This window comes from Acinetobacter sp. F9, from assembly GCF_019195275.1.
In the GTDB taxonomy this organism is placed as follows: domain Bacteria; phylum Pseudomonadota; class Gammaproteobacteria; order Pseudomonadales; family Moraxellaceae; genus Acinetobacter; species Acinetobacter pseudolwoffii.
This window is the reverse complement of sequence record NZ_CP078068.1, coordinates 1,776,070-1,797,511: the sequence shown is the minus strand read 5'-3', so window position 1 is coordinate 1,797,511 and position 21,442 is coordinate 1,776,070. Positions and strand designations below refer to the sequence as shown.

Below are 21,442 nucleotides of genomic sequence, written 5' to 3'. Positions count from 1 at the left end.
AAAGTATTAATTTGTTTTTTATACAGTTTTATTCCTGTTTTTGTGATTTTCAGACTTTTATTTTGCGGGTCAACGATCAAGAGCAGAAAAATTTACCAGATATTAAAAAACTTGAATAAAACAAAAAAGCGAACCGCAGTTCGCTTTTGAGAAAATTCATACTTAGAAGAAACCAGCCGGTTTGGTTGAATAACTCACCAGCAGGTTTTTGGTCTGTTGATAATGATCCAGCATCATTCTGTGATTCTCACGGCCAATCCCTGATTTTTTATAGCCACCGAAAGCCGCATGTGCAGGATAAATATGATAACAGTTGGTCCAGACCCGACCCGCTTGAATCGCGCGTCCTGCACGGTAAGAGGTGTGTGCTGAACGTGACCACACACCTGCTCCTAAACCATAAATGGTGTCATTGGCGATTTTAATGGCATCATCAAAGTCCTTAAATGTCGCCACCGCCAGCACCGGCCCGAAGATTTCATCCTGAAAGGTTTTCATGTCATTGGTGCCTTTGAAAATGGTCGGTTCAATATAAAAACCTTGTCCCACTTCCTGACGTGCTTCACCGCCGGTCAGAATTTGCGCACCTTCTTCACGGCCAGTAGCAATACAGCCTAAGATTTTATCCTGCTGTTCCTGTGAGGCTTGCGCACCAATCATGGTGTCGGTGTCGAGCGGATGACCGGTTTTAATGCGTTGCACCCGTTCTACCGCACGCGCCAGAAACTCATCGGCAATACTTTCCTGCACCAAGGCACGAGAAGGACAGGTACAGATTTCACCCTGATTCAGAGCAAACATGGCAAAGCCTTCCAGTGCCTTGTCCAGATAATCATCTTCCTGATCCATAATGTCGGCAAAGAACAGGTTCGGTGACTTTCCGCCAAGTTCCAGTGTTACCGGAATAATATTCTCGGTGGCGTATTGCATGATTTGCTGACCGACTGCGGTTGAACCGGTAAAGGCAATCTTGGCAATGCGCGGATTGGTCGCGAGTGGACGACCGACTTCGATACCATAACCATTGACAATATTCAGTACACCCGGCGGCAGAATGTCCTGAATCAGTTCAGCTAAAACTAAAATGCTGACCGGGGTTTGTTCCGCAGGTTTCAGCACGATACAGTTGCCTGCTGCCAAGGCAGGTGCGAGTTTCCAGGCCGCCATCAGGATCGGGAAGTTCCACGGAATGATCTGACCCACCACACCCAACGGTTCATGGAAATGGTAGGCAATGGTATCTTCATCAATCTCGGAAATGCCGCCTTCCTGAGCGCGGATACAGCCGGCAAAATAACGGAAATGATCAATACATAGCGGAATATCGGCCGCTAAGGTTTCACGGATCGGCTTGCCGTTGTCCCAGGTTTCTGCCACCGCCAGCAGTTCCAGATTTTGTTCCAGACGATCTGCAATTTTTAGCAGGATATTGGAACGGGTGGTGGGCGAGGACTTATTCCACTGTGCTTTGGCCTTGTGCGCTGCATCCAGGGCCAATTCGATGTCTTCTACAGAAGAGCGCGGCACTTTGGTAAAGACTTTGCCATCTACCGGAGAGATATTGTCAAAGTATTCGCCTTTGACTGGAGCGACCCATTCGCCGCCAATGAAGTTGTCGTATTGGGCTTTAAATTGAATTTTTGCACCGTCAGTATTGGGGTCTGCATAACGCATAATCTATTCCTTTATATGATTGTTATTGGTACATGCTGACCCTATTTTCTCAATTGAAAATGCTACAGTTTCAGCAGTCAGCTCTACTATAAAGAGGGAAAAAGACAGGTAGTGCTTTGATTACACGCTTGCTACAAAAGACAACATTTGGAATATGAAGTATAGGAATTAAATTTTATATTTAATCGAAGCTTATCCTAAGAAATAAGCATTTAACTGGTGCTTAAAAAATCGAAGGATTCATGTATTTCTGATGGTTGCGGATTACATTCAAGAGGGCCATTTTACTCAATCAAAACACTCAACAGAAAACAGGAGCCTAAAATCATCTTTCCTGTTTGCCGGCATTATAATCCTTTGCTGTTGAGCCATTGAAACAGCTGCTGGTAGACCTGTTCACGTACAGATTTGTCTGAAAGCACCAGATCGTGTAAACCATTCTGAATGCTTTGAACCGTGACATCAGCTTTAATTTTTTTGGCATATTTCTGAATGTCTTTAACTCCCAAAATCACATCACTAGTTTGCGCTGCCTTGCCCCATTTTTTGGGATATAAAGTCTGATGCGAATGCATGACCAGAACCGGAATATCGAGTTCGATGCCGCGATGAATTTCTTTTTGTGCTTCATAGATGGCACGAATAAAACTGATCCGTACCCTTGGGTAGCGGGTCTTTTTCCAGTCCAGACTGAAGTCCCATTCACCTTTTAAATCCTTGTGCAGACTGGTGGCATACCATTTATTTAACTCACTCGGAAATCTAAGGTCGGGAAAAATTTTCGCCAGTTTGCTTAACTGCGGGATGCCGAGCGCACGTTTTATTGGATTCATATTAAAGTTATAAAATGGACTGTTGACCCAGAGTGCTTTGATTAACCGATGATTAGGGTGATGTGCCGCGAACAATGTCGTGATGAGGCCGCCGGTAGAATGACCACAGAGCAGGGCAGCATCATGGCCCTCGCTTGCGATAATATCCAGTGCCTGGCTAATTTCTGCATCATATTCAGACAGCTCATGCACATTATAATAGTTCTGATGCGGCAGAATCGAACGGCCATATTTTCTTAAATCCAGCGCATAAAAATCAAAACCTTGCTGATTAAAGCGTTCCGCCATTTCAGTCTGGAAGAAATAATCAATAAATCCGTGAATATACAAAACTGCTTTAGGAGTAGGCTGCGCTGCTTTTTTACGTATCAGGGTTGCTACAACTTTGCCCTCATAGTCATCTGGAAAGCTCAAGGTGGCTTGCTCATAGCCGATGCCTAAAATATCAGCTTGATAAAGGGGCTGGAATTCACTCATTTTTATACTCATTTATATTATTGAATTTATACTTTATCCTTGATGAGCTTTGACTTTTTGTCAAATCAATCTTCTGCCTTAGCAGTATGAAAAAGATCAACACTATTTAAATAGGCCATAACCCATTTTAAATCAGTGAGATTTTAAAATAGAACAAGCATTTTTGATGGATAAAAGAAATTTATTACAAAATTAACCAAAATCTCTCCTATCACGCTACGTTATCAGATTATAAAATCCTGCTAAAAGTATTATCAATTTACTAAATACCCCAAAAGGCTAAAATCAGGATAGGCTATATAAAATAACGATAGTGATGTCATTGTTTTCGGCGAAGTGCCGAGGATTGATTAGAAGAGTTAAATAATGCCCAGAGAAAATTTGAACAGTAAACGCCCTTTATATATTCCGTATGCCGGAAATACCTTATTAGAACTCCCGTTACTCAATAAAGGTTCTGCATTTACTGAAGAAGAGCGTAGAAGCTTTAATTTGCATGGTTTAATTCCTCATGTGACCGAGACCATCGAGGAACAGAGTCAGCGCTCTTACCAGCAATATTGTGCTTTTAATAGTGATATCAATAAGCATATTTATTTGCGTAATATTCAGGATACCAATGAAACCCTGTTTTATCACCTGATTGAAAATCACCTTAGCGAGATAATGCCGATTATTTACACCCCGACTGTGGGGGAGGCATGTCAGCGCTTTTCTGATATTTATCGCCGTCATCGCGGGATCTTTATTTCCTATCCGGATCGCGATCAGATCGAGCAGATTATTCACAATATTAATAAAAAGAACGTGAAAGTGATTGTGATTACCGATGGCGAACGCATTTTGGGTTTAGGCGATCAGGGGATTGGCGGAATGGGGATTCCGATTGGTAAATTGGCACTCTATACTGCCTGTGGTGGAATCAGCCCAGCGTATACCTTACCGATCACTCTCGATGTCGGCACCAATAATCAGCAATTGCTGAATGATCCGATTTATATGGGTTGGCGTGAACCGCGGATCAGCGGCGATGAATACTATGCTTTTGTCGAAATGGTAATTCAGGCCATTCAGCAGCGCTGGCCGGATGCATTGATTCAGTTTGAAGACTTTGCGCAGAAAAATGCCATGCCTTTGCTGGAAAAATACCGTGATCGCATCTGCTGCTTTAATGATGATATTCAGGGAACCGCTGCGGTTTCGGTCGGAAGTTTAATTGCCGCTTCGCGTGCAGCAGGTAAGCAGTTGAAAGATCAGGTGGTGGCATTTCTGGGGGCCGGTTCAGCTGGTTGCGGGATTGCGGAACAGATCATTAAACAAATGATTGCGGAAGGCTTGAGCGATAGCGAAGCACGTGCACGAATCTTTATGGTTGACCGCTTTGGTCTGATCACTGAAAATCAGCCAAATTTACTGAATTTTCAGCGTAAATTAGCACAGCCTCTTGAACATGTAGAAAGCTGGGTAGATGCTGAAGCCATGATTTCATTAACAGATGTCGTGAAGCATGCTAAGCCAACAGTACTGATTGGGGTTTCGGGGCAACCGGGATTATTCACGCAGGAAGTGGTTGAAGTTATGGCTGAGAATAGCGTGCAGCCAATTATTTTCCCTTTATCCAATCCGACTTCACAGGTAGAAGCAGTACCGGCAGATATTTTGCAATGGACTAAGGGTAGAGCGCTGATTGCCACAGGTAGCCCCTTTGCACCGGTGAATTATCAGGAAAAAATCCATCATATTTCACAGTGCAATAATTCTTATATTTTCCCCGGAATTGGGTTGGGGGTGATTGCTTCGGGTGCGAAGCGTGTTACAGATAATATGCTGATGGCTTCTAGTAATGCTCTGGCGGATTGTTCGCCTAAGTTGCAAGACCCACAAGCGGATTTATTGCCAAGTCTCGATCATTTGCAGTCTATTTCAAAGCAGATTGCGTTGAAAGTCGCCCTTGCAGCAATTGAGGATGGGGTGGCGCCTAAAGTAAGTATTGAGGACTTGCAATTAGCGATTGAGCATAATTTCTGGACACCGCAATATCGTGATTATCAGCGGGTCACTTTCTAATTTTAAATGAAGACAAGCTCTGACTAAGCACTCGTTTTGGGCTGGTCAGCGTTTATTGGTTAAAATAGACAATGCATAAAAAAAGCCTTGATCTTTCGATCAGGGCTTTTTTGAATCTGGAGCTAATTGATACAATGAATTCTTGAAACAGAAATGATTGAATAGAAGTATTCACCGCCTACTTTATTTTTAGTTATAATTTTTCAAAATATTGCTCAAATAGAATAGGGTTAATTCAATTGAACGTCTTTAAAAAAAATGTTTTTGGATATATTAAAAAACTGGCTCCACAAAAACAAAAAAAACGAGCGATTGGACAGGAGTTGAGAAAAATCTTTGTTCAATCTCCAGGCAAGTTTATCTGGGATAGTATGGCTTTAGCCACACAGGCCAAATCTTTCGAATCTAATCACCTCTTAGGAAATTCAAAGTTAAATCAATTAGGTTTACATCGTTTTCGGGTTCAACTTGCTGCAAACATGGCCGCACGGCGTAGAGCAAAGCTGTCAAAATTGATTCACCCCACAGATGTCGAGAGTTTTCGAAACAATGGCTTTATTTTGAGAGAAAATTTTTTAGCGGCAGATGAGTTTGAACAATTAAAAAAAGAATTATTTACGACCCCGCTTGAAACGCGTGAAACTTTACAGGGTGATACAGTTACTCGTCGTATGGCATTAGATGCGAAAAGCTTAAATATATTGCCTATAACTCAAAAATTCTTGCATTCCGATGAATGGAAAAACCTGCTGAATTATGTTGCCAGTTTTAAAGTGCAGCCCATCTGTTATCTGCAAGTGATATTTTCACATGTCAGAAAAGCCAAAACTGACCCTCAGACAAATTTACATAGCGATACTTTTCACTCAAGTGCAAAAGCTTGGTTATTTTTAGAAGATGTTGCTGAAGACGAGGGGCCTTTCATCTATGTACCAGGGTCGCATCATTTAAGTCCTGAACGATTGGCTTGGGAACAGCAGAAGTCTGAGACGATGACGGCAAAAACTGATGCAATGACTCGTAGGGGCTCTTTCCGAGTGTCAGAAGAAGAAGTACTCCAATTGGGCTATGCCAAAGCAAAATCTTTCTCTGTCAAAGCTAATACTTTAGTCATTGCAGATACTTATGGTTTTCATGCCAGAGGGAAAAGTCTGAGACCCTCGATGAGAATCGAACTATGGGCTTATGCACGTCGAAATCCATTTGTGCCCTGGTTAGGGGGCGATCCTCTTTCCTTGCCCTTTTTAAGATCAAATTTAGTGCCCTTATATTGGTCAGGTTTGGACTTTCTGGAAAAAAAATATCAACGAAATAATCCCTGGAAGAAAGTGGGTAAAAAATGCGCAACCGATCCTGCGGTTTTGACCAGTAAATAAAAAATTCTTGAGTCAGTTTGCTGAATATATCTTTAATGAAATGCAAAACTCTGTATATCATAAAGGTATTCATTTCAGCATCTGTAGATTATGCCGGATACAACTTAAGTTGCCTCAGACAGATTTACAGGAGTTTAGCTTTCTTCTCTTTATTGATCGCTGTATGATATCGAAAATTTTATACAATAAATTTATAAGTCATCGCAATGGAACCACAACATCAGATGCCATTAAGAAAACTCCCACGACTGAAAGCGCGTGGTGGTTTACAAGTGATGTATGCATCGATACGTGCATTATTGCTTCGGGAATTACAAACCCGCTTTGGTCAATACCGTTTAGGATATTTATGGGTCTTTCTAGAGCCTTTATTGACCATTGGAATCATGGTAATCCTGTTTGGTACAGTCATGCAAAGAACTTTACCGGGTATAGATTATGCTGTTTTTTTAATTAATGGCATTATTCCATTCTTTATGTTTAGAACAGGCGTGACACTGGGGATTAGCGCTACCGAATCTAACCGAGGTTTGTTTAGCTATCGCCCGGTAAAGCCGATTGATGCCTTGCTTGCACGAAATATTCTTGAATTTTTGCTTAAATTTACCGCTTATATTGCTTTTACTGCCGCATTTTTATGGTTTGGTTATAGCATCAGTTTTGAACAGATTCCCCAGCTTTTAGGCTACTGGATATTGTTATTTATATTTATGCTGGCGTGCAGCCTGATTTTTATCGTGATTGGCGATTTTTCCAAAGAAGTGGGTAAATTTCTTTCGGTTTTCTTTTTAATCCTTTATTTCCTGTCTGGTATTTTATATTCCATCCATATCATTCCAGTACAATACCGCGAATATCTATTATATAACCCATTGATTCATATCTTTGAGTTAATGCGCCATGCTGTCGTACCGACCTATAATTTAGTACCGGGGATCAGTTTAAGTTACTTTGTAATATGGATGATTCTTTCTTTATTTATAGGCTTGCTCCTGTATACACGCTTTGAACGCCGTATGGTGAAATCAAAATGATTGAATTAAAAAACTTAACCAAATCGTATGCCACACCGAAAGGTCGGCATTATGTATTTAAAGATCTCAATGCGATTTTACCTGCAAATAAAAGTGTGGCCCTTTTGGGGAAAAACGGGGCTGGTAAAAGTACCTTACTGCGTGTCATTGGCGGAATTGACTATGCCGATTCTGGTAAAGTAATTACCAACCAGACCATCTCCTGGCCGGTGGCATTATCAGGGGGCTTCCAGGGAAGTTTAACGGCTCGGCAAAATGTACGTTTTGTGGCCAGACTTTATGTCAATAGTCATGAAGAAGTTGAACATGTGGTAAATTTTGTTGAAGAGTTTGCTGAAATTGGTAAATACTTTGATATGCCGATGAAAAGTTACTCGAGTGGTATGCGTAGCCGGATTGGTTTTGGTTTAAGCATGGCCTTTAATTTTGATTATTATTTGCTGGATGAAGCCGGGGCGGTAGGGGATGCTTCTTTTCGGAAAAAAAGTCAGGCTTTACTCGACGAACTCAAAGAAAACTCAAATATCATTATGGTTTCCCATGATTTAAAAGATTTGACCCGCAATTGTGATGTCGCTTTCCTGGTGCGAGATGGCAAAGCAGAATATTTCGATAATGTGCAAGATGCAGTAGAGGTATATAAAGCGTATGCAAGCTAAAATAAATAAGCGGCTTTGGATTGCCTATACCTGCTGTGTTCTCATTCCGGTATTGGTTATTGTATTTTATCTTTTTGCCTTTGCTAAAGATCGTTATGAGTCTTCTTCTACATTGCTGGTAAAGCAGGTGGCTGATACTCCAGTGGCTGATACTGCAGGATTAGGAGCTTTGTTGGGAGTGCCCAATACCAGTCGTGAAGACTCTCAGATTCTCAAAGAGTATATTGGCTCTCGCGATATGATTGAGCAGTTAGATCAAACCTTGAATTTGCGTCAGGAGTTTTCATCGGTTCGTGATCCGATTTTTGCATTGTCGGAAGATGCTTCAGTAGAAGACCTGGTCGAATATTTCAATAAAATGATTAAAGTCGAACTGGATGAGCAAACCATGATGCTACATGTGCATGCCCAAGGTTTCTCTCCAGAATTTTCACTGAAACTGAATCAGGAAGTATTGAAGCAAAGTGATCAGTTTATTAATGAAATTTCACAAACCATTGCGCAAGAGCAGCAGGTATTTGCACAGAAACAGTATGCAGAAGCGACAGCGCAGTTAGATGAGGCACGTCAGGCGGTGCTTGCGTATCAAAATGAAAATGAAATTTTTGATCCTGAGTTACAAGCCAAAGCGGTAGCGACATTGATTGCAGGCTTACAGAGTAGTTTGGCACAACTGAAAACTGAAGAGCGGACTTTACTGAGTTACTTAACCGCTGAAGCACCTCAAGTGGTGGCTTTGCGCAGTCAAATTGCAGCATTACAACAGCAAATTAATACTGAAAGTTCTAAGCTGACTTCACCAAATAATTTAAAGCTGAATAAAAATGTAGCGGACTTTGAGGCACTCAAAGCACAGGTTGAATTTGCAGCTGATCTTTATAAAATCTCTTTGGTATCTTTAGAAAAAGCTCGATTAGAAGCTTCACGTAAGCTCAAGAAATTGGTGGTGATTGCGACACCACGCTTGGCCCAAGATGCTTTATATCCACGTAAAGTGTATATCAGTCTGACCTCATTTATTTTATTGAATATTATTTTTGGTATTGGATTGCTGATCCATTCGATTATCCGTGAGCACAGAGAATAAATTATGAAAAAAATTGCGTTATTATCAGTTTTATCATTGGCCTGTGCGACGGCTGGTTATGCATTTGATCCAAGTTTATTGCCAAGCGAAGTATCTCAGACCTTCAGTGGCGGAAATTTCGATACAGCAAGTGCTAACAGTACTGCCCTGTTAAACAGCCAGTCTGTGGTTGAGCTTTCTCCAAGCAGCTCAATGAAATATCCAATTCAAAACAAGATGTTTGGTTCGCAGCTTTTTAAAGGGGCTTTTGCCTCAACTGCGGGATCGACCTTCAATAGTAGTTATCAAATAAATCCGGGCGATAATATTAATTTACGCCTCTGGGGTGCCTATCAGTTTAACGGCACTCAAAGCGTCGATCCACAAGGCAATATTTTTATTCCGAATGTCGGACCGGTCAAAGTAGCAGGTGTTCGGAATGGCAGTCTGCAATCGGTGGTTGAAGCACAAGTACGCCGTATTTATGTCTCTAATGTCGGCGTGTATGCAGCCCTTGAGCAAGCCCAGCCTGTCAAAGTCATGGTGACTGGTTTTGTCAATCAGCCCGGTAATTATGGTGGTGTGGCAAATGATAGTGTCATTGCTTACTTGGATCGTGCCGGTGGGGTAGATCCGGAGCGTGGCAGCTATATTGATATTAAAGTCATGCGCAATGGCCAAACGATTCAGCAGGTCGATTTATATGACTTTCTGCTACAAGGTCAAATTCGCCCTTTCTCTTTCCGGGATGGCGATGTGATTGTGGTAGGACAGCGCACTCATACCTTTAATGTTTCTGGTGAAGTCTATAACCAGCATGATTTTGAGTTTAACTCGCCTGCGGTTAGCTTGGCACAGGCATTGGCATTTGCCAAGCTTAAACCTGGGGCGACCAATGTCAGTATTCAGCGTCGACAAGGGGCAGAATACCGCAGTGAATATTATTCATTGAGTCAAGCACCTAATGTCAGGGTTGAAGATGGCGATATTGTCACTGTTACGGCTGATCGCTATGCAGGTACGATCCAAGTACGTGTGGATGGCGCACACAATGGGGCACATGCCGTAGTCCTGCCTTATGGTGCCAAACTGAGTGATGTATTGACACAACTGCAACCGAATGCTTTAGCGGAAGTGGAATCTTTGCAATTGTTCCGTCCTTCTGTGGCCAAGCGGCAAAAAGAGATGCTGAATATTGCCTTGGATAAATTGGAAGAAACGACATTTAATGCACGTTCAAGCACTCAGGAAGAAGCCGCTTTACGTTTACGTGATGCAGAACTGGTTAAACAGTTTATTACCAAAGCGAGACTGGTTGAGCCTAAAGGGCAAGTCGTACTGAACCCGGACAGTTTTCATGATGTGATACTGGAGCAGGGTGATATTTTGCATATTCCAGAAAGAACATCTGTGGTCATGGTACATGGCGAAGTTGCCTTTCCGAATGGTATTGAATACCAAAATGGTTTAAGTGCTAAAAATTATATTGAGCAGGTCGGCGGTTTTAGTCAGAAATCGAATAAATCTAAAGTGATTGTGATTCGTCAGAATGGTAAAGCTGAACTTGTACGTAAGGGTGAAAAAATTAAGCAAGGTGATGAAATCTTAGTATTACCTAAAGCACAGACCAAAGGGATTGAATTGACACGTGGTATTACACAAGTGTTATATCAAATTGCGGTAGCAGCAAAAGTTGCACTAGATTTATAAGTCTTTAAATAGGGTAAGTTGGAAGTGTTATGTTAAAAATCCTTTTAGTTTTCGGTACTAGACCGGAAGCCATTAAAATGGCGCCTTTAGTTAAGCGGTTACAGAAGGAAGAAAAAATAATTACAAAAGTCTGCGTAACTGCCCAGCACCGTGAAATGTTGGATTCTGTTTTAGAGTTGTTTGAGATTAAGCCTGACTATGATTTAAATATCATGAAGCCTGGCCAAAGCCTGACCCAAATGACTTCGAATATGTTACTAGGACTAGAACCTGTATTTAATGACTTTAAACCAGATTTGATTTTGGTACATGGCGATACAAGTACGACCTTATGTGCTTCTTTGGCAGCATACTACCAACGTATAGCTGTAGGACATGTCGAGGCTGGATTAAGAACCTATCAGTTATATTCACCGTGGCCTGAAGAAGGTAACCGTCAGTTAACAGGGGTGATTGCAGACATGCATTTTGCACCGACTTCAACTGCAGCCCAGTATTTAACGCAGGAATGTGTTCAAAAAGAAAATATCTTTATTACAGGTAATACTGTTATTGATGCGCTACATATCATTAAAGCAAAAGTTGCAGAAGACATTACCATTAACGCTACTATGCAAGAAAAATTTAAAGATTTAGATTTTTCAAAAAAACGTGTCTTAATTACTGGCCATAGACGAGAAAACTTTGGGGAAGGTTTTGAAAATATTTGTATGGCTTTGCAAGTTTTATCTAAACAATTCCCAGATGTGGAGTTTGTCTATCCAGTCCATTTAAATCCGCAAGTCAGAGAACCAGTAAATCGTTTACTAAGCGATTTAAATAACGTCAAATTAATAGAACCATTAGACTACCTCCCATTTGTATGGCTTATGCTCAATAGTCATTTAATTCTAACTGACTCCGGTGGTATTCAAGAAGAGGCCCCATCTTTGGGATTACCTGTATTGGTAATGCGAGATACAACAGAAAGGCCAGAAGCAGTTCAGGCAGGTACTGTTAAGTTGGTGGGCACCCATGTCGAAAATATTGTTAGAAGTGTTTCAACTTTATTAACCAATGAAACAATCTATGCAGCTATGTCACAAGCACATAATCCATATGGTGATGGCACTTCATGTGACCAGATTGTTCATGCCATTAAAGCAAGATTTGCGCAATATTTTTACGTTAATTAATCAAGTATTTAAGTATTTTATGAAAATTTCAGTTAGTGGTTTAGGTTATATAGGTCTTCCTACAGCAACCATGTTTGCCCATTACGGAGCACATGTCATCGGCTTAGATGTCAATCAACATGCAATTGATACTATTAACCAAGGTAAAATCCATATTGTAGAACCAGGTTTAGAAGCTATAGTTAAAGAGGTTGTATCCTCTGGTCATTTAAAAGCCTCACTCACACCTGAGCCTGCAGATGCATTTTTGATAGCAGTACCAACACCATTTAAAGGTGACGACCATACGCCAGATTTAAGCTATATTGAATCTGCTGCTAAAACGATTGCACCGGTTTTAACAAAAGGAAATGTGGTGATTTTAGAGTCGACTTCACCTGTCGGGGCAACGGAGCAAATGGTCGAGTGGTTATCTGCTGCACGTCCTGATTTAAAGTTCCCTAGCTCAGAGCAGGATACTGAATTCGATATCTATGTAGCATATTGTCCAGAACGTGTATTGCCGGGCCAAGTTATTCGTGAATTGGTTGAAAATGACCGTACGATTGGCGGTTTAACACCAGAATGTGCTAAAAAAGCAGCTGAAGTATATAAGTTTTTTGTCACGGGTGAATTGGTGGAAACCAATGCCCGTACAGCAGAGATGACCAAACTGACTGAAAATGCCTTCCGTGATGTCAATATTGCCTTTGCCAATGAGTTATCGCTGATTTGCGATCGTTTAAACATCAATGTATGGGAATTGATTGCACTTGCCAACCGTCATCCACGTGTCAATATTTTAAATCCGGGTGCGGGTGTAGGTGGTCACTGTATTGCTGTTGATCCATGGTTCATTGTCAACAAAACCCCAGATCTTGCCCGTATGGTCAACACTGCCCGTGAAGTGAATGACAATAAACCAAAATGGGTGGTGTCTAAGATTGAAGAAGCGGTCGCCCAATTGGGTGATTTAGGTCGTAAACCTAAAGTGGCATTGCTTGGTCTTGCATTTAAGCCAGATATTGATGATTTACGAGAAAGCCCAGCTGTGGAAATTGCAGTGGAAATGGGTCAAAAACAAAACATTGAATTGTTATTGGTAGAGCCAAATATTAAGACTTTACCAAAAAATATAACGGTTGGTAGTTTAACTTCACTAGAGTTAGCAATGCATGATGCTGATTTAATCGCAATATGTGTGGCTCATAGTTCTTTCAAGAATATTCAAAATGATCAAAGAGTAATCTCTTTTGTAACTAAGGGTTGATTTGAAGTGAAAGAACTAAAATCAACGGATGAAATTCAGGAATATATCAGGGATTTAGAACGGAAGATTAACTCTTTACAGAATACTCATGCTTATAGAGTGGGGCTGGCAATCATGAAATATTATGATCAGCCAGTTGGTTTCAATAAAATTTTGGGAATAAAGAAATTTATTTCAGATATTATTGAGGGAACTAGAAAGGTTAAGCATATTGAGCATTATAGTGATATAAAAATCACTCTCCCTGTGCATAAAACTGGAGTTTCAACAGTAGCGAAAACGGTATATGTTTCTAGTTTACCACCGAGTGAATATTATTATGTTCCTCATCTGAAATCTAAGAAAATTGTTCTTAGTATAAATTCGAATGTGGCTAATGATAGTCATCAATATTTTTTCTTAACTCCTAATAATTATCGGAATTTTATTTCTTTTCTTAATGCTGATGTTCTGCAATTAAATCTTGATGATCTTCTGAAAGAGGCATGTTGGCGTGGTTTTGGTACTTATGATGATATTCAGCGTACAAATGAATTTTTAAATTTATTGAAACAGAACCAAAAAATGAAAAAAGTGCTTATTCATAGCAATAATTTGAGATTGTTTCCATTATTTTTGGATCAAATTGATTTGTTTGATAAAGTGATTGTAATGGGAGAAAATAATGAAATCTAAGAAAAATATTGCAATTTTTGGCGATATTTCAATGAATGGGATTGATGGTTCATCAATCTGGTTGCAATCGATTTCATCTATTTTTCCTAAAGATAGATTCAATGTGTATTTAATTCTGCGAGATAAAATTATCTCGCATACTCTTTTAGGTGAGTTAAAAAATGTCAATATTGTTGACATTTATAATACTCCATACTTGAATAAAAACAATGAAAATCCATGCTCTTCATATGAATTGTTTACAATTTTAAAAGGTTTGAACAAAGATTTTGGATTGGATCACATTATATTACGTGCACCGAGATATCTAAAAGATTTTGTTGAAAAATCTGAAAATCAAACTTATTTAAATATTTTAGAAAAAGTGGATGCTTATTTTCCTAAAATTAATATTTATGAGGATGATTACGAAAAACAAATTATTTTAAAAGCTATTCCATATATTGCTAGAATCATTGTGCAAACAGAAGAAATGCGCTCATATCTTGATATGGTATTTCCATCATTAATTGGTAGGGTGATTGTTCTTAATCCAGTTGTTCCTAATTTTAAAACACGTACTATAAAAGAAATAAAATATAAGCTTAAAAAACCTTGTGTTATTTATGCTGGAAAATTAGATAAACAATATTATGTTGAAGAATTTTTAGATATTCTTTTGGCGAGTGAGTCTAAAAAATACAGCTTAAAATATGTTGGAAGTAAATTAACAACATCTAAAATTGATCCTCAATTTGGAAATCGTATAAAGCAAAAGCTTGCCCAATATGAACAAAATCCAAATTTTATTTGGATCAAACAACTGGAACGTACAGCTACTATTGAACAGGTGGCATCGGCTAGCTTTATGTTGTCAGTTAGACAAGATATTTATGACACTAGCAACGAAATTTCTACAAAGTTGTTAGAAGCAATGTCTGTAGGCGCATTGCCTATTTTGAAGAAAACAGCCGCTAATGTGAAATTATTAGGCGATGATTATCCTTGTTTTACCAATCAAGTTGAGAATATCCCTGATGTGGTTGAGTGTTTGTTAAAAGAACCGAATGTTTACGTTGACTGGGCTAAAAAGTTACAAAAGATAGCTCAGCAGTATACATTTGACTTTACCTATCAAAATAGACTTTTACCTTTTTATGAAGCTGCTTTTGAAATAGATAAGAAGGTATTAGGTTCTAAAAAGAAAATCCTTATTGCTTCTCATGATAATAAGTTTTTAACACGAGTTATTAATAATTTATTAGCAGATAGTAACTTAGAGGTTAAGTTTGATGATTGGACAACAACACTGAAGCATGATGCTAAGAAATCAAAAGAGTTGTTAGAATGGGCTGATATTATACTATGTGAATGGGCTGTAGGGGCAGCTGTTTTTTATAGCCAAAATAAGAAGCCTAATCAAAAACTTCTTGTACGATTGCATAGATTTGAGATTACCACTCAACAACCTCAGCAGATAAATTTTGATAATGTAGATAAAGTTATAGTTGTAAGTGATTACATTAAAAACTTTTGTGTAGAAAACTATAGATGGGATGTGGATAAAATAGATGTTATTCCACAGTATGCGGATGTAAAAATCTTTAATAGATCTAAAATTGAAATGTCAGAGTTTAATCTAGGTTTATTAGGTGCTGTTCCGACATTAAAGCGTTTGGATAGAGCTTTGGATATAATAGAACAATTGCGTCAAATTGATGATCGATATGTTTTATATATAAAATCTAGACGTCCTTGGGAAATTCCATTTGTTTGGAATAAGAAAAAGGAGCAGGATTATTTTATAGCACAATATCAGCGTATAGAGGCTAATCCTATACTTAGTAAGGGTGTTATATTTGATCAATATGGTGCAGATGTCGCTGCTTGGTTTAGAAAAATTGGTTGGATGCTGTCAACAAGTGATATTGAGGGGTGCCATACTGCTGTGGCAGAAGCGATGGCTTCAGGTGCAAAACCTATTATATTTGATTGGCCTGGCGCTGCAGGGGTATATAAAACATCCCCAATATTCGATGATGTTAGTGAAGCTGTAAATTATATATTGAAAAACCGTTCGTTTAACGAACGTGATATTCAGTCAATTAAAAAATATGCTCATCAAAATTTTGATTTAGGTTTGACTATTCAAGCTTATTTAAACTTCATTTATGAAGACAAAACTCTAGAAGTTCAAAAGGTGTAGTAGCGATGCGAGTATATTTAGTAACAGGTGCTGCTGGATTCATTGGTTCTCATATTTGTGAAGAGCTATTGAAAGAGCCTAATAATTATGTTGTTGGGATTGATAATTTTACTCAGGTAAACCAGAAAATATTGAGCTTCTGAAATCTTTGTCTAAAAATTTTATTTTTTATGAAGTAGACATTCGTGATCAAGATGAAGTGTCTGCTATTATGGAAAAACATACTGTTAAGTATGTTTTTCATGAAGCAGCGATTGCTTCGGTACAGGTCTCAGTTGAAAATCCGTTACTAACGAATGATGTAAATATAAAAGGATCGCTCTCTGTTTTAGAAGCAGCACGTCGTAACAATGTGAGTAGATTCTTATTTGCAAGTAGTGCTGCAGTTTTTGGAGATGAACCAACACTACCTAAAAATGAAAAATCTCTTACTAAGCCTATTTCACCATATGGTTTGGAAAAATTAGTTGTTGAACAGTATTTACAACTATATTCCCAGCAATATGGAATGGAATGTATTGCTTTAAGATATTTTAATGTTTATGGCCCACGCCAAGATCCGCATAGTGAATATAGTGGTGTCATTTCAATATTTGATAATAGAGTAAAGCAAGGGTTGCCAATCACTATTTATGGTGATGGGGAACAGTATAGAGACTTTATTTTTGTTAAGGATGTTGCAGAAATCAATATTGGTTTAATGACCTCTGACTCAATTTTGTTACCATATTTTCAATCTTTTTGCGTAGGTACAGGTAAGATAACGACTATTAACCACTTGGTGGATATTCTAAAGAAAAAATACAATAGGGACTTTTTAACTGTTAATTATGCTCAAAGTAGAGTTGGTGATATTTTAGAATCTAGATGTGATAATACATCAATTCTTAAAATGTTTGATAGTATCAACTTTTCTATGATTGAAAACTCTATTTGATAATTGGCTACTGGATTGGTGAGTATAGATGGCTTGTTTTATATATGTATATGATAAGAGAAATAATGGTATACCAAGTAATGGTTCTTTTAAAAATTTTTTGCCTTTAAATGTGGAAGATGCGAAAAAAATCTCTCTTCAAATCTCTAATAATGAAAAAATGTATTATTGGTCTTGGGGCGATGTTTTTGATCGAAATCCAAAACAGTATGAAAATGGATTTTCTGTTTTTGATGGTATAAGTTTTGAATTAAATCAAATAGACTCTGTTTTATCAACTCAGAATGATTTCAATGGTTTAGATGAGAAAATTAGTGCAGGTTGTAGCTTTTTAAAGGTTTTAAAAGACAAAGTTTTCTCTTTCGTATCTTTACCAGGTACACATTCTTTATTTTATTTAAATAATGAAAAATATTTTATAGTTAGCACACACCTTGGTTTAATATCCAGTTTTAATAAATTAACATTACGAAAGGCTGCTATTAAGTGGTTGTGTGGAAGATATCATATGGCGGATTTTGGTACACTTTATGATGAAACAGAACAGGTGCCATTAGGTTATACAGTTACATATGATAAAAATGAGGATAAGCTTAGTTTTATTAAGCCAAATTTAGGCTCATTGTTTAATAATTTCTCTTTCGATAAATTGAATCAAGAAATTGAAAAGTATGTTTATAAGCAAAAACAAATATTGGATGGGTTTAATAGTAAATTCAAAATGACACTTTCTGGTGGGAAGGATAGTCGAGCAATAATTAGTTTATTTTATAAATGTGAGTTGTCTAATAAAATAGAAAAGGTAGTTACCACTGGTTATTTTAGTTCACCCGAGGTTATGTCTGCGAAAAAAGTTTTGCAAAAATTAGGTGTTGTAGATAAACATGTAGTTGAAATGCCTAAATCTGTGCATGCACAGTATAATTTTCCTAATAGAATCGTAAAAACTTTGTTTGCAAGACAAGGAGAAGGTGGACTTTCTGATTTGGCACAAATTTCTAAAAATAAAGAAAATACATTATATATAGGTGGACATGAAAATGGATTAAAAACACCAGCTAATAAATTGCCATTGGAAAAATATTTGGATTCAAGGAAGTGGTGGGTGGATGGTGCTAATATATTTAAAGAAAATAATAAAAAGCTTCAATTGAGCTACCATTTAGAAAATTTTAAGAAATATTTGGGAGATGTTCCTTTAAAATATTATCCCCACTTAGAAGCTCTTTTTTTTAGAAATGGTACATATGTAGCTGGTGCTCTTAAGGCATCCAATGTTGGTGCTAATCAATATCATCCCTTCTTAAATAGAGAATTTATGAAGATAATGTTATCATCTGATGATGATAGTAAAAATGTTCAGTGGATATTATATAAATTAACCCAAATGTCTGAGAAAGAGTTAGAATTAGTGGGGTTTTGCAATGATGCTTGGCCTGTTAAGTTAAAAGATTTTTTAATCCAGAATAATTTGGATAATAGTTTATTGTTGAAAGCTGAAGATAAATATAAGTTTTATGACTTTTTACCAGATGCAACTGGATTTGGTGTTTATAAGTGGCGTCAAGATATGTGTATAAAGTTTATTCCTTTTATTAGGGATAAATTTTATCAATATTCTGATACATATTTTGATTTTATTGATAAAAGTAAATTAGAAAGATTGCTAAGTAAAGATGTTTATAAGATGAATGTTATGGAGTTAGGCGGGGTTTTATCTGTTTTAACTTCAATAATACATATTGAATATGGTGTTGATATTTTTGATAAAAGCAAGCATAGTTATATTCAAAATAAATTATCTGAAGTAATGGATTGTGAATTAACCTCCACTAATGATAAATCATCACTAGATCCTAACATTCTATATTTAAATAAGATTCAAGAGTTCGATAAGGCATTAGAGAATGCTGTAAATTTAATTAGAGAGACTACTGATAACACTTATTATTTCTATGGTGGTTCAACTTATCTTTCTGATAAATTTGAAATTTACAGTAACTTATTTTATGAATTGGATCTTAAAATTGAGGTTGATGAAAAAATTAATATGGATAAGGCATTTATTTTAGAGTTTTTGGGTGATAATGTTTTTGATTTAGTTCAATTTCCTATTGGTAATAATGGAAATAGATTTAAGTATGTTCCTTCGGATGAAAAGGGCGTGGCTTATGTAAATTTTTTACTTAAATCTAAAAGTAATGGTATCTGCTTATTTAAGATATCAAAGTGGAATATTAAGAAATCATTTATTGTTAAGGATTTTGAATTCCGTATAAAGAAAAAGGTTTAAGGTGTATTTAAGTCTTATTTAGGTAATTTAATTTTTCTAAAAGATCCACCTCTTAATTCCGCCCAAAGTACCCCATACTTTGGGCTATTTTTTTCCTCAATTACTTCATTAAAAAAACAATTTAATAAAGTAAGCTTGCTAAAATGAATGTTTTCTTTTTTAAGTCGTTGATATTTTTCGATAAATTTATTCTTGTTTAAATCTCGCTTTTTATAATAACCTTCTTCTTTATCTTTCTTATGAAACTGGTGTAAGAAATAAATAGGCTGAATCAAACTGTCTAAAAAAGGCTTTGCCAAAGCCGCACGTAAACCCACACTCATTAATGGCGCTAAATACGGCTCATCGACCAAAATATCGGCGGAATATTCGATTAAACCTTTATGGTGAAATAATTGCAGCATAAAATCAAAATCTTCATAACCATGCCCCACAAACTGCTCATCAAAACCATGAATTTCACGCACACTGGCAATATCAGAAATAATAATAGAAGAAGGAAAAGCGAGATGTAGAATTAAATCACGGCGAAAATCAAAAAATTGTTCGATAAATTCTTGAGCTGATTGCTTATAAATTAGTTTGCTACCTTGCTTAGAGAGATATAAACATGGAAACATCGAGATCTGTTTAGGGTGATTGAGAGTCTGTTGGTAGGCTAAATCTACCAAGTCAAGATCAGGCACAATATCAATGTCCAAGAACATTACATACTTTGTTTTTACAGCAGCAATAGCGACATTTCTAAGTTTGGATAAACTACTGGCTTCGGCATCGACCAAACATACATGCATATTGGCATGTTTGGCGATTAAACGCTGTAAACACTTGACCCAGAACTGTGGTGCTGCATTACAACCAAAAATGAGCTGCACAGATTGACCTGCAAACATATGCACAAAACGTTTAACACGACGATACAAATCCCAGCTACGGCGATGGAAATCAAGCGGAATAACAATCGATAAATCAGGTGTGTGCACGTTTAATCTCAGCTTGCCAAATAAGGATGATCTACATTACAGGTTTGCAAGATCGATTTCAGCCAGGTCTTTGCAGTATAATGCTGCTGTACATGGGTATGGGCATAGGCGACCATCTCTTGCTGCTCGGCAGTATAACCGGACTGTAACTGAGAAAACAGCGCTTGTGTCGCTTCGAAATCATCCACCTGAATACACATGTCTTGAAATAAATGATCAATGGCCTGACTTGGATTAGAAATCACCAAACGACCACAGGCCATCACCTCAATCAAACGCCGTGAAAACATCGTCGGAGAATCGGTAATGGTGTTCACATTTAACACTTGCTGATAACGGCGATAGGTGGCCGGTGTTTCTGGATAAGGTACAGGCGGATAATAATTCACATCTCCATCATAATAGGGAAATTTATATTCCATAGAGGGTGTGGCATGACGATTAAACAGATCCAGACCATAAGGTGCAGCGGCTAAAAAAGTCTGATCCTGCCATTGGGTGCGTTGATCATGCATATTGCTCTGATAAGTACCCATAAACACACTGCGTTTTAATGGGGCTTCTGAAGTTGAAAAATGCATCTGCGGCTGAATAAAAAACGGCGCAACAGCAACCTGACTATTGGGTGCATCGACCTGATAACGTGGCACACTAATGGCATCGGTAGTGAAAATATAATCGAATAATTTGGCAGACTCTATAAACTGATCATAGTGATAAGGGTCTTCCTTGTTCCAAAAAATAGTTGGAATATTATGGTCTTTACACCAATAAACTAATTTTTTCAAAGCATTATTATTGCGTTGGGGATGATTGGGATAATGAGCAACTTTATGCCGCCAGACATCATTGTTTCCACGCCAGGCCGATTCTACAAGTAAGAAGTCAATTTTTTGGCTTAAACGGTACCAAAAGGGCTTTTGACTTAATAGCTCTATATCCGATTCTGGTTTTAATGTATTGTAGGTGAAATCATCTAGAATACTGAGTATACGTAATTTCTTCATAGAATGATCTACTACCTGAAGTTGCTATATGTGTTATTTGGG

17 protein-coding genes are annotated in these 21,442 nt (G+C 37.8%); 13 read left to right on the top strand and 4 right to left on the bottom strand.

All coding sequences use genetic code 11. The features are described 5' to 3' along the window. Nucleotides 1–162: 162 nt before the first annotated feature. Entirely contained in the window at nucleotides 163–1,674 is a 1,512-nt protein-coding gene (locus tag KT990_RS08605) for an aldehyde dehydrogenase family protein (protein ID WP_180050399.1), read from the bottom strand. Nucleotides 1,675–2,021: 347 nt separating this feature from the next. After that, nucleotides 2,022–2,984 carry an alpha/beta hydrolase gene (locus KT990_RS08600; protein WP_159138732.1) on the bottom strand — a complete coding sequence of 321 codons (963 nt, stop codon included), beginning with the start codon at nucleotides 2,982–2,984 and terminating at the stop codon, nucleotides 2,022–2,024. Nucleotides 2,985–3,350: 366 nt separating this feature from the next. Between KT990_RS08600 and KT990_RS08595 the strand changes: the two genes are divergently transcribed. The 13 genes from KT990_RS08595 to KT990_RS08535 all read left to right on the top strand — a co-directional run bounded on the left by KT990_RS08595 (nucleotide 3,351) and on the right by KT990_RS08535 (nucleotide 19,410). After that, entirely contained in the window at nucleotides 3,351–5,051 is a 1,701-nt protein-coding gene (locus tag KT990_RS08595) for an NAD-dependent malic enzyme (RefSeq protein WP_218208646.1), read from the top strand. A 239-nt stretch (nucleotides 5,052–5,290) separates the two neighbouring features. Continuing rightward, a complete protein-coding gene (locus KT990_RS08590; protein ID WP_218208645.1) occupies nucleotides 5,291–6,427 on the top strand; it encodes a phytanoyl-CoA dioxygenase family protein in 1,137 nt (378 codons plus the stop codon). A 206-nt stretch (nucleotides 6,428–6,633) separates the two neighbouring features. Continuing rightward, entirely contained in the window at nucleotides 6,634–7,461 is an 828-nt protein-coding gene (locus KT990_RS08585) for an ABC transporter permease (protein WP_218208644.1), read from the top strand. Beyond that, nucleotides 7,458–8,120, top strand: coding sequence for an ABC transporter ATP-binding protein (locus tag KT990_RS08580; protein WP_004970263.1), 663 nt, complete (start codon nucleotides 7,458–7,460; stop codon nucleotides 8,118–8,120). Before KT990_RS08585 ends, KT990_RS08580 begins: the two co-directional genes overlap by 4 nt. Beyond that, a complete protein-coding gene (locus KT990_RS08575; RefSeq protein ID WP_218208643.1) occupies nucleotides 8,110–9,207 on the top strand; it encodes a capsule biosynthesis protein in 1,098 nt (365 codons plus the stop codon). The genes KT990_RS08580 and KT990_RS08575 overlap by 11 nt, the downstream gene beginning before the upstream one ends. A gap of 3 nt (nucleotides 9,208–9,210) precedes the next feature. After that, nucleotides 9,211–10,896, top strand: a complete 1,686-nt coding sequence (locus KT990_RS08570; RefSeq protein WP_218208642.1) for a polysaccharide biosynthesis/export family protein — start codon at nucleotides 9,211–9,213, stop codon at nucleotides 10,894–10,896. A gap of 29 nt (nucleotides 10,897–10,925) precedes the next feature. Further along, the gene (wecB, locus tag KT990_RS08565; protein WP_218208641.1) at nucleotides 10,926–12,071 is read left to right on the top strand and encodes a non-hydrolyzing UDP-N-acetylglucosamine 2-epimerase; all 1,146 of its coding nucleotides are present in this window, start codon (nucleotides 10,926–10,928) and stop codon (nucleotides 12,069–12,071) included. A 19-nt stretch (nucleotides 12,072–12,090) separates the two neighbouring features. Further along, nucleotides 12,091–13,320 (top strand): UDP-N-acetyl-D-mannosamine dehydrogenase, encoded by a 1,230-nt coding sequence (gene wecC / locus KT990_RS08560; RefSeq protein WP_218209380.1) that lies wholly within the window; start codon nucleotides 12,091–12,093, stop codon nucleotides 13,318–13,320. 6 nt (nucleotides 13,321–13,326) lie between these two features. Beyond that, nucleotides 13,327–13,995, top strand: coding sequence for a hypothetical protein (locus KT990_RS08555; RefSeq protein ID WP_218208640.1), 669 nt, complete (start codon nucleotides 13,327–13,329; stop codon nucleotides 13,993–13,995). Next, the gene (locus tag KT990_RS08550) at nucleotides 13,985–16,180 is read left to right on the top strand and encodes a glycosyltransferase (RefSeq protein ID WP_218208639.1); all 2,196 of its coding nucleotides are present in this window, start codon (nucleotides 13,985–13,987) and stop codon (nucleotides 16,178–16,180) included. Before KT990_RS08555 ends, KT990_RS08550 begins: the two co-directional genes overlap by 11 nt. Nucleotides 16,181–16,185: 5 nt before the next feature. Next, nucleotides 16,186–16,323 carry an NAD-dependent epimerase/dehydratase family protein gene (locus KT990_RS13660; RefSeq protein WP_218208638.1) on the top strand — a complete coding sequence of 46 codons (138 nt, stop codon included), beginning with the start codon at nucleotides 16,186–16,188 and terminating at the stop codon, nucleotides 16,321–16,323. A 5-nt stretch (nucleotides 16,324–16,328) separates the two neighbouring features. Continuing rightward, nucleotides 16,329–17,117: an NAD-dependent epimerase/dehydratase family protein gene (locus KT990_RS08540; RefSeq protein WP_218208637.1), complete on the top strand. Its 789-nt coding sequence runs from the start codon at nucleotides 16,329–16,331 to the stop codon at nucleotides 17,115–17,117. Nucleotides 17,118–17,145: 28 nt separating this feature from the next. Beyond that, a complete protein-coding gene (locus KT990_RS08535; RefSeq protein ID WP_218208636.1) occupies nucleotides 17,146–19,410 on the top strand; it encodes a hypothetical protein in 2,265 nt (754 codons plus the stop codon). Between the two features lie 14 nt (nucleotides 19,411–19,424). Here the strand turns inward: KT990_RS08535 and KT990_RS08530 are convergent, their stop codons facing one another. Both KT990_RS08530 and KT990_RS08525 read right to left on the bottom strand, forming a co-directional pair. After that, nucleotides 19,425–20,393 carry a galactosyltransferase-related protein gene (locus KT990_RS08530; RefSeq protein ID WP_228730802.1) on the bottom strand — a complete coding sequence of 323 codons (969 nt, stop codon included), beginning with the start codon at nucleotides 20,391–20,393 and terminating at the stop codon, nucleotides 19,425–19,427. An 8-nt stretch (nucleotides 20,394–20,401) separates the two neighbouring features. Then, nucleotides 20,402–21,400 carry a CgeB family protein gene (locus KT990_RS08525; protein WP_034588946.1) on the bottom strand — a complete coding sequence of 333 codons (999 nt, stop codon included), beginning with the start codon at nucleotides 21,398–21,400 and terminating at the stop codon, nucleotides 20,402–20,404. Between the last annotated feature and the right edge of the window lie 42 nt (nucleotides 21,401–21,442).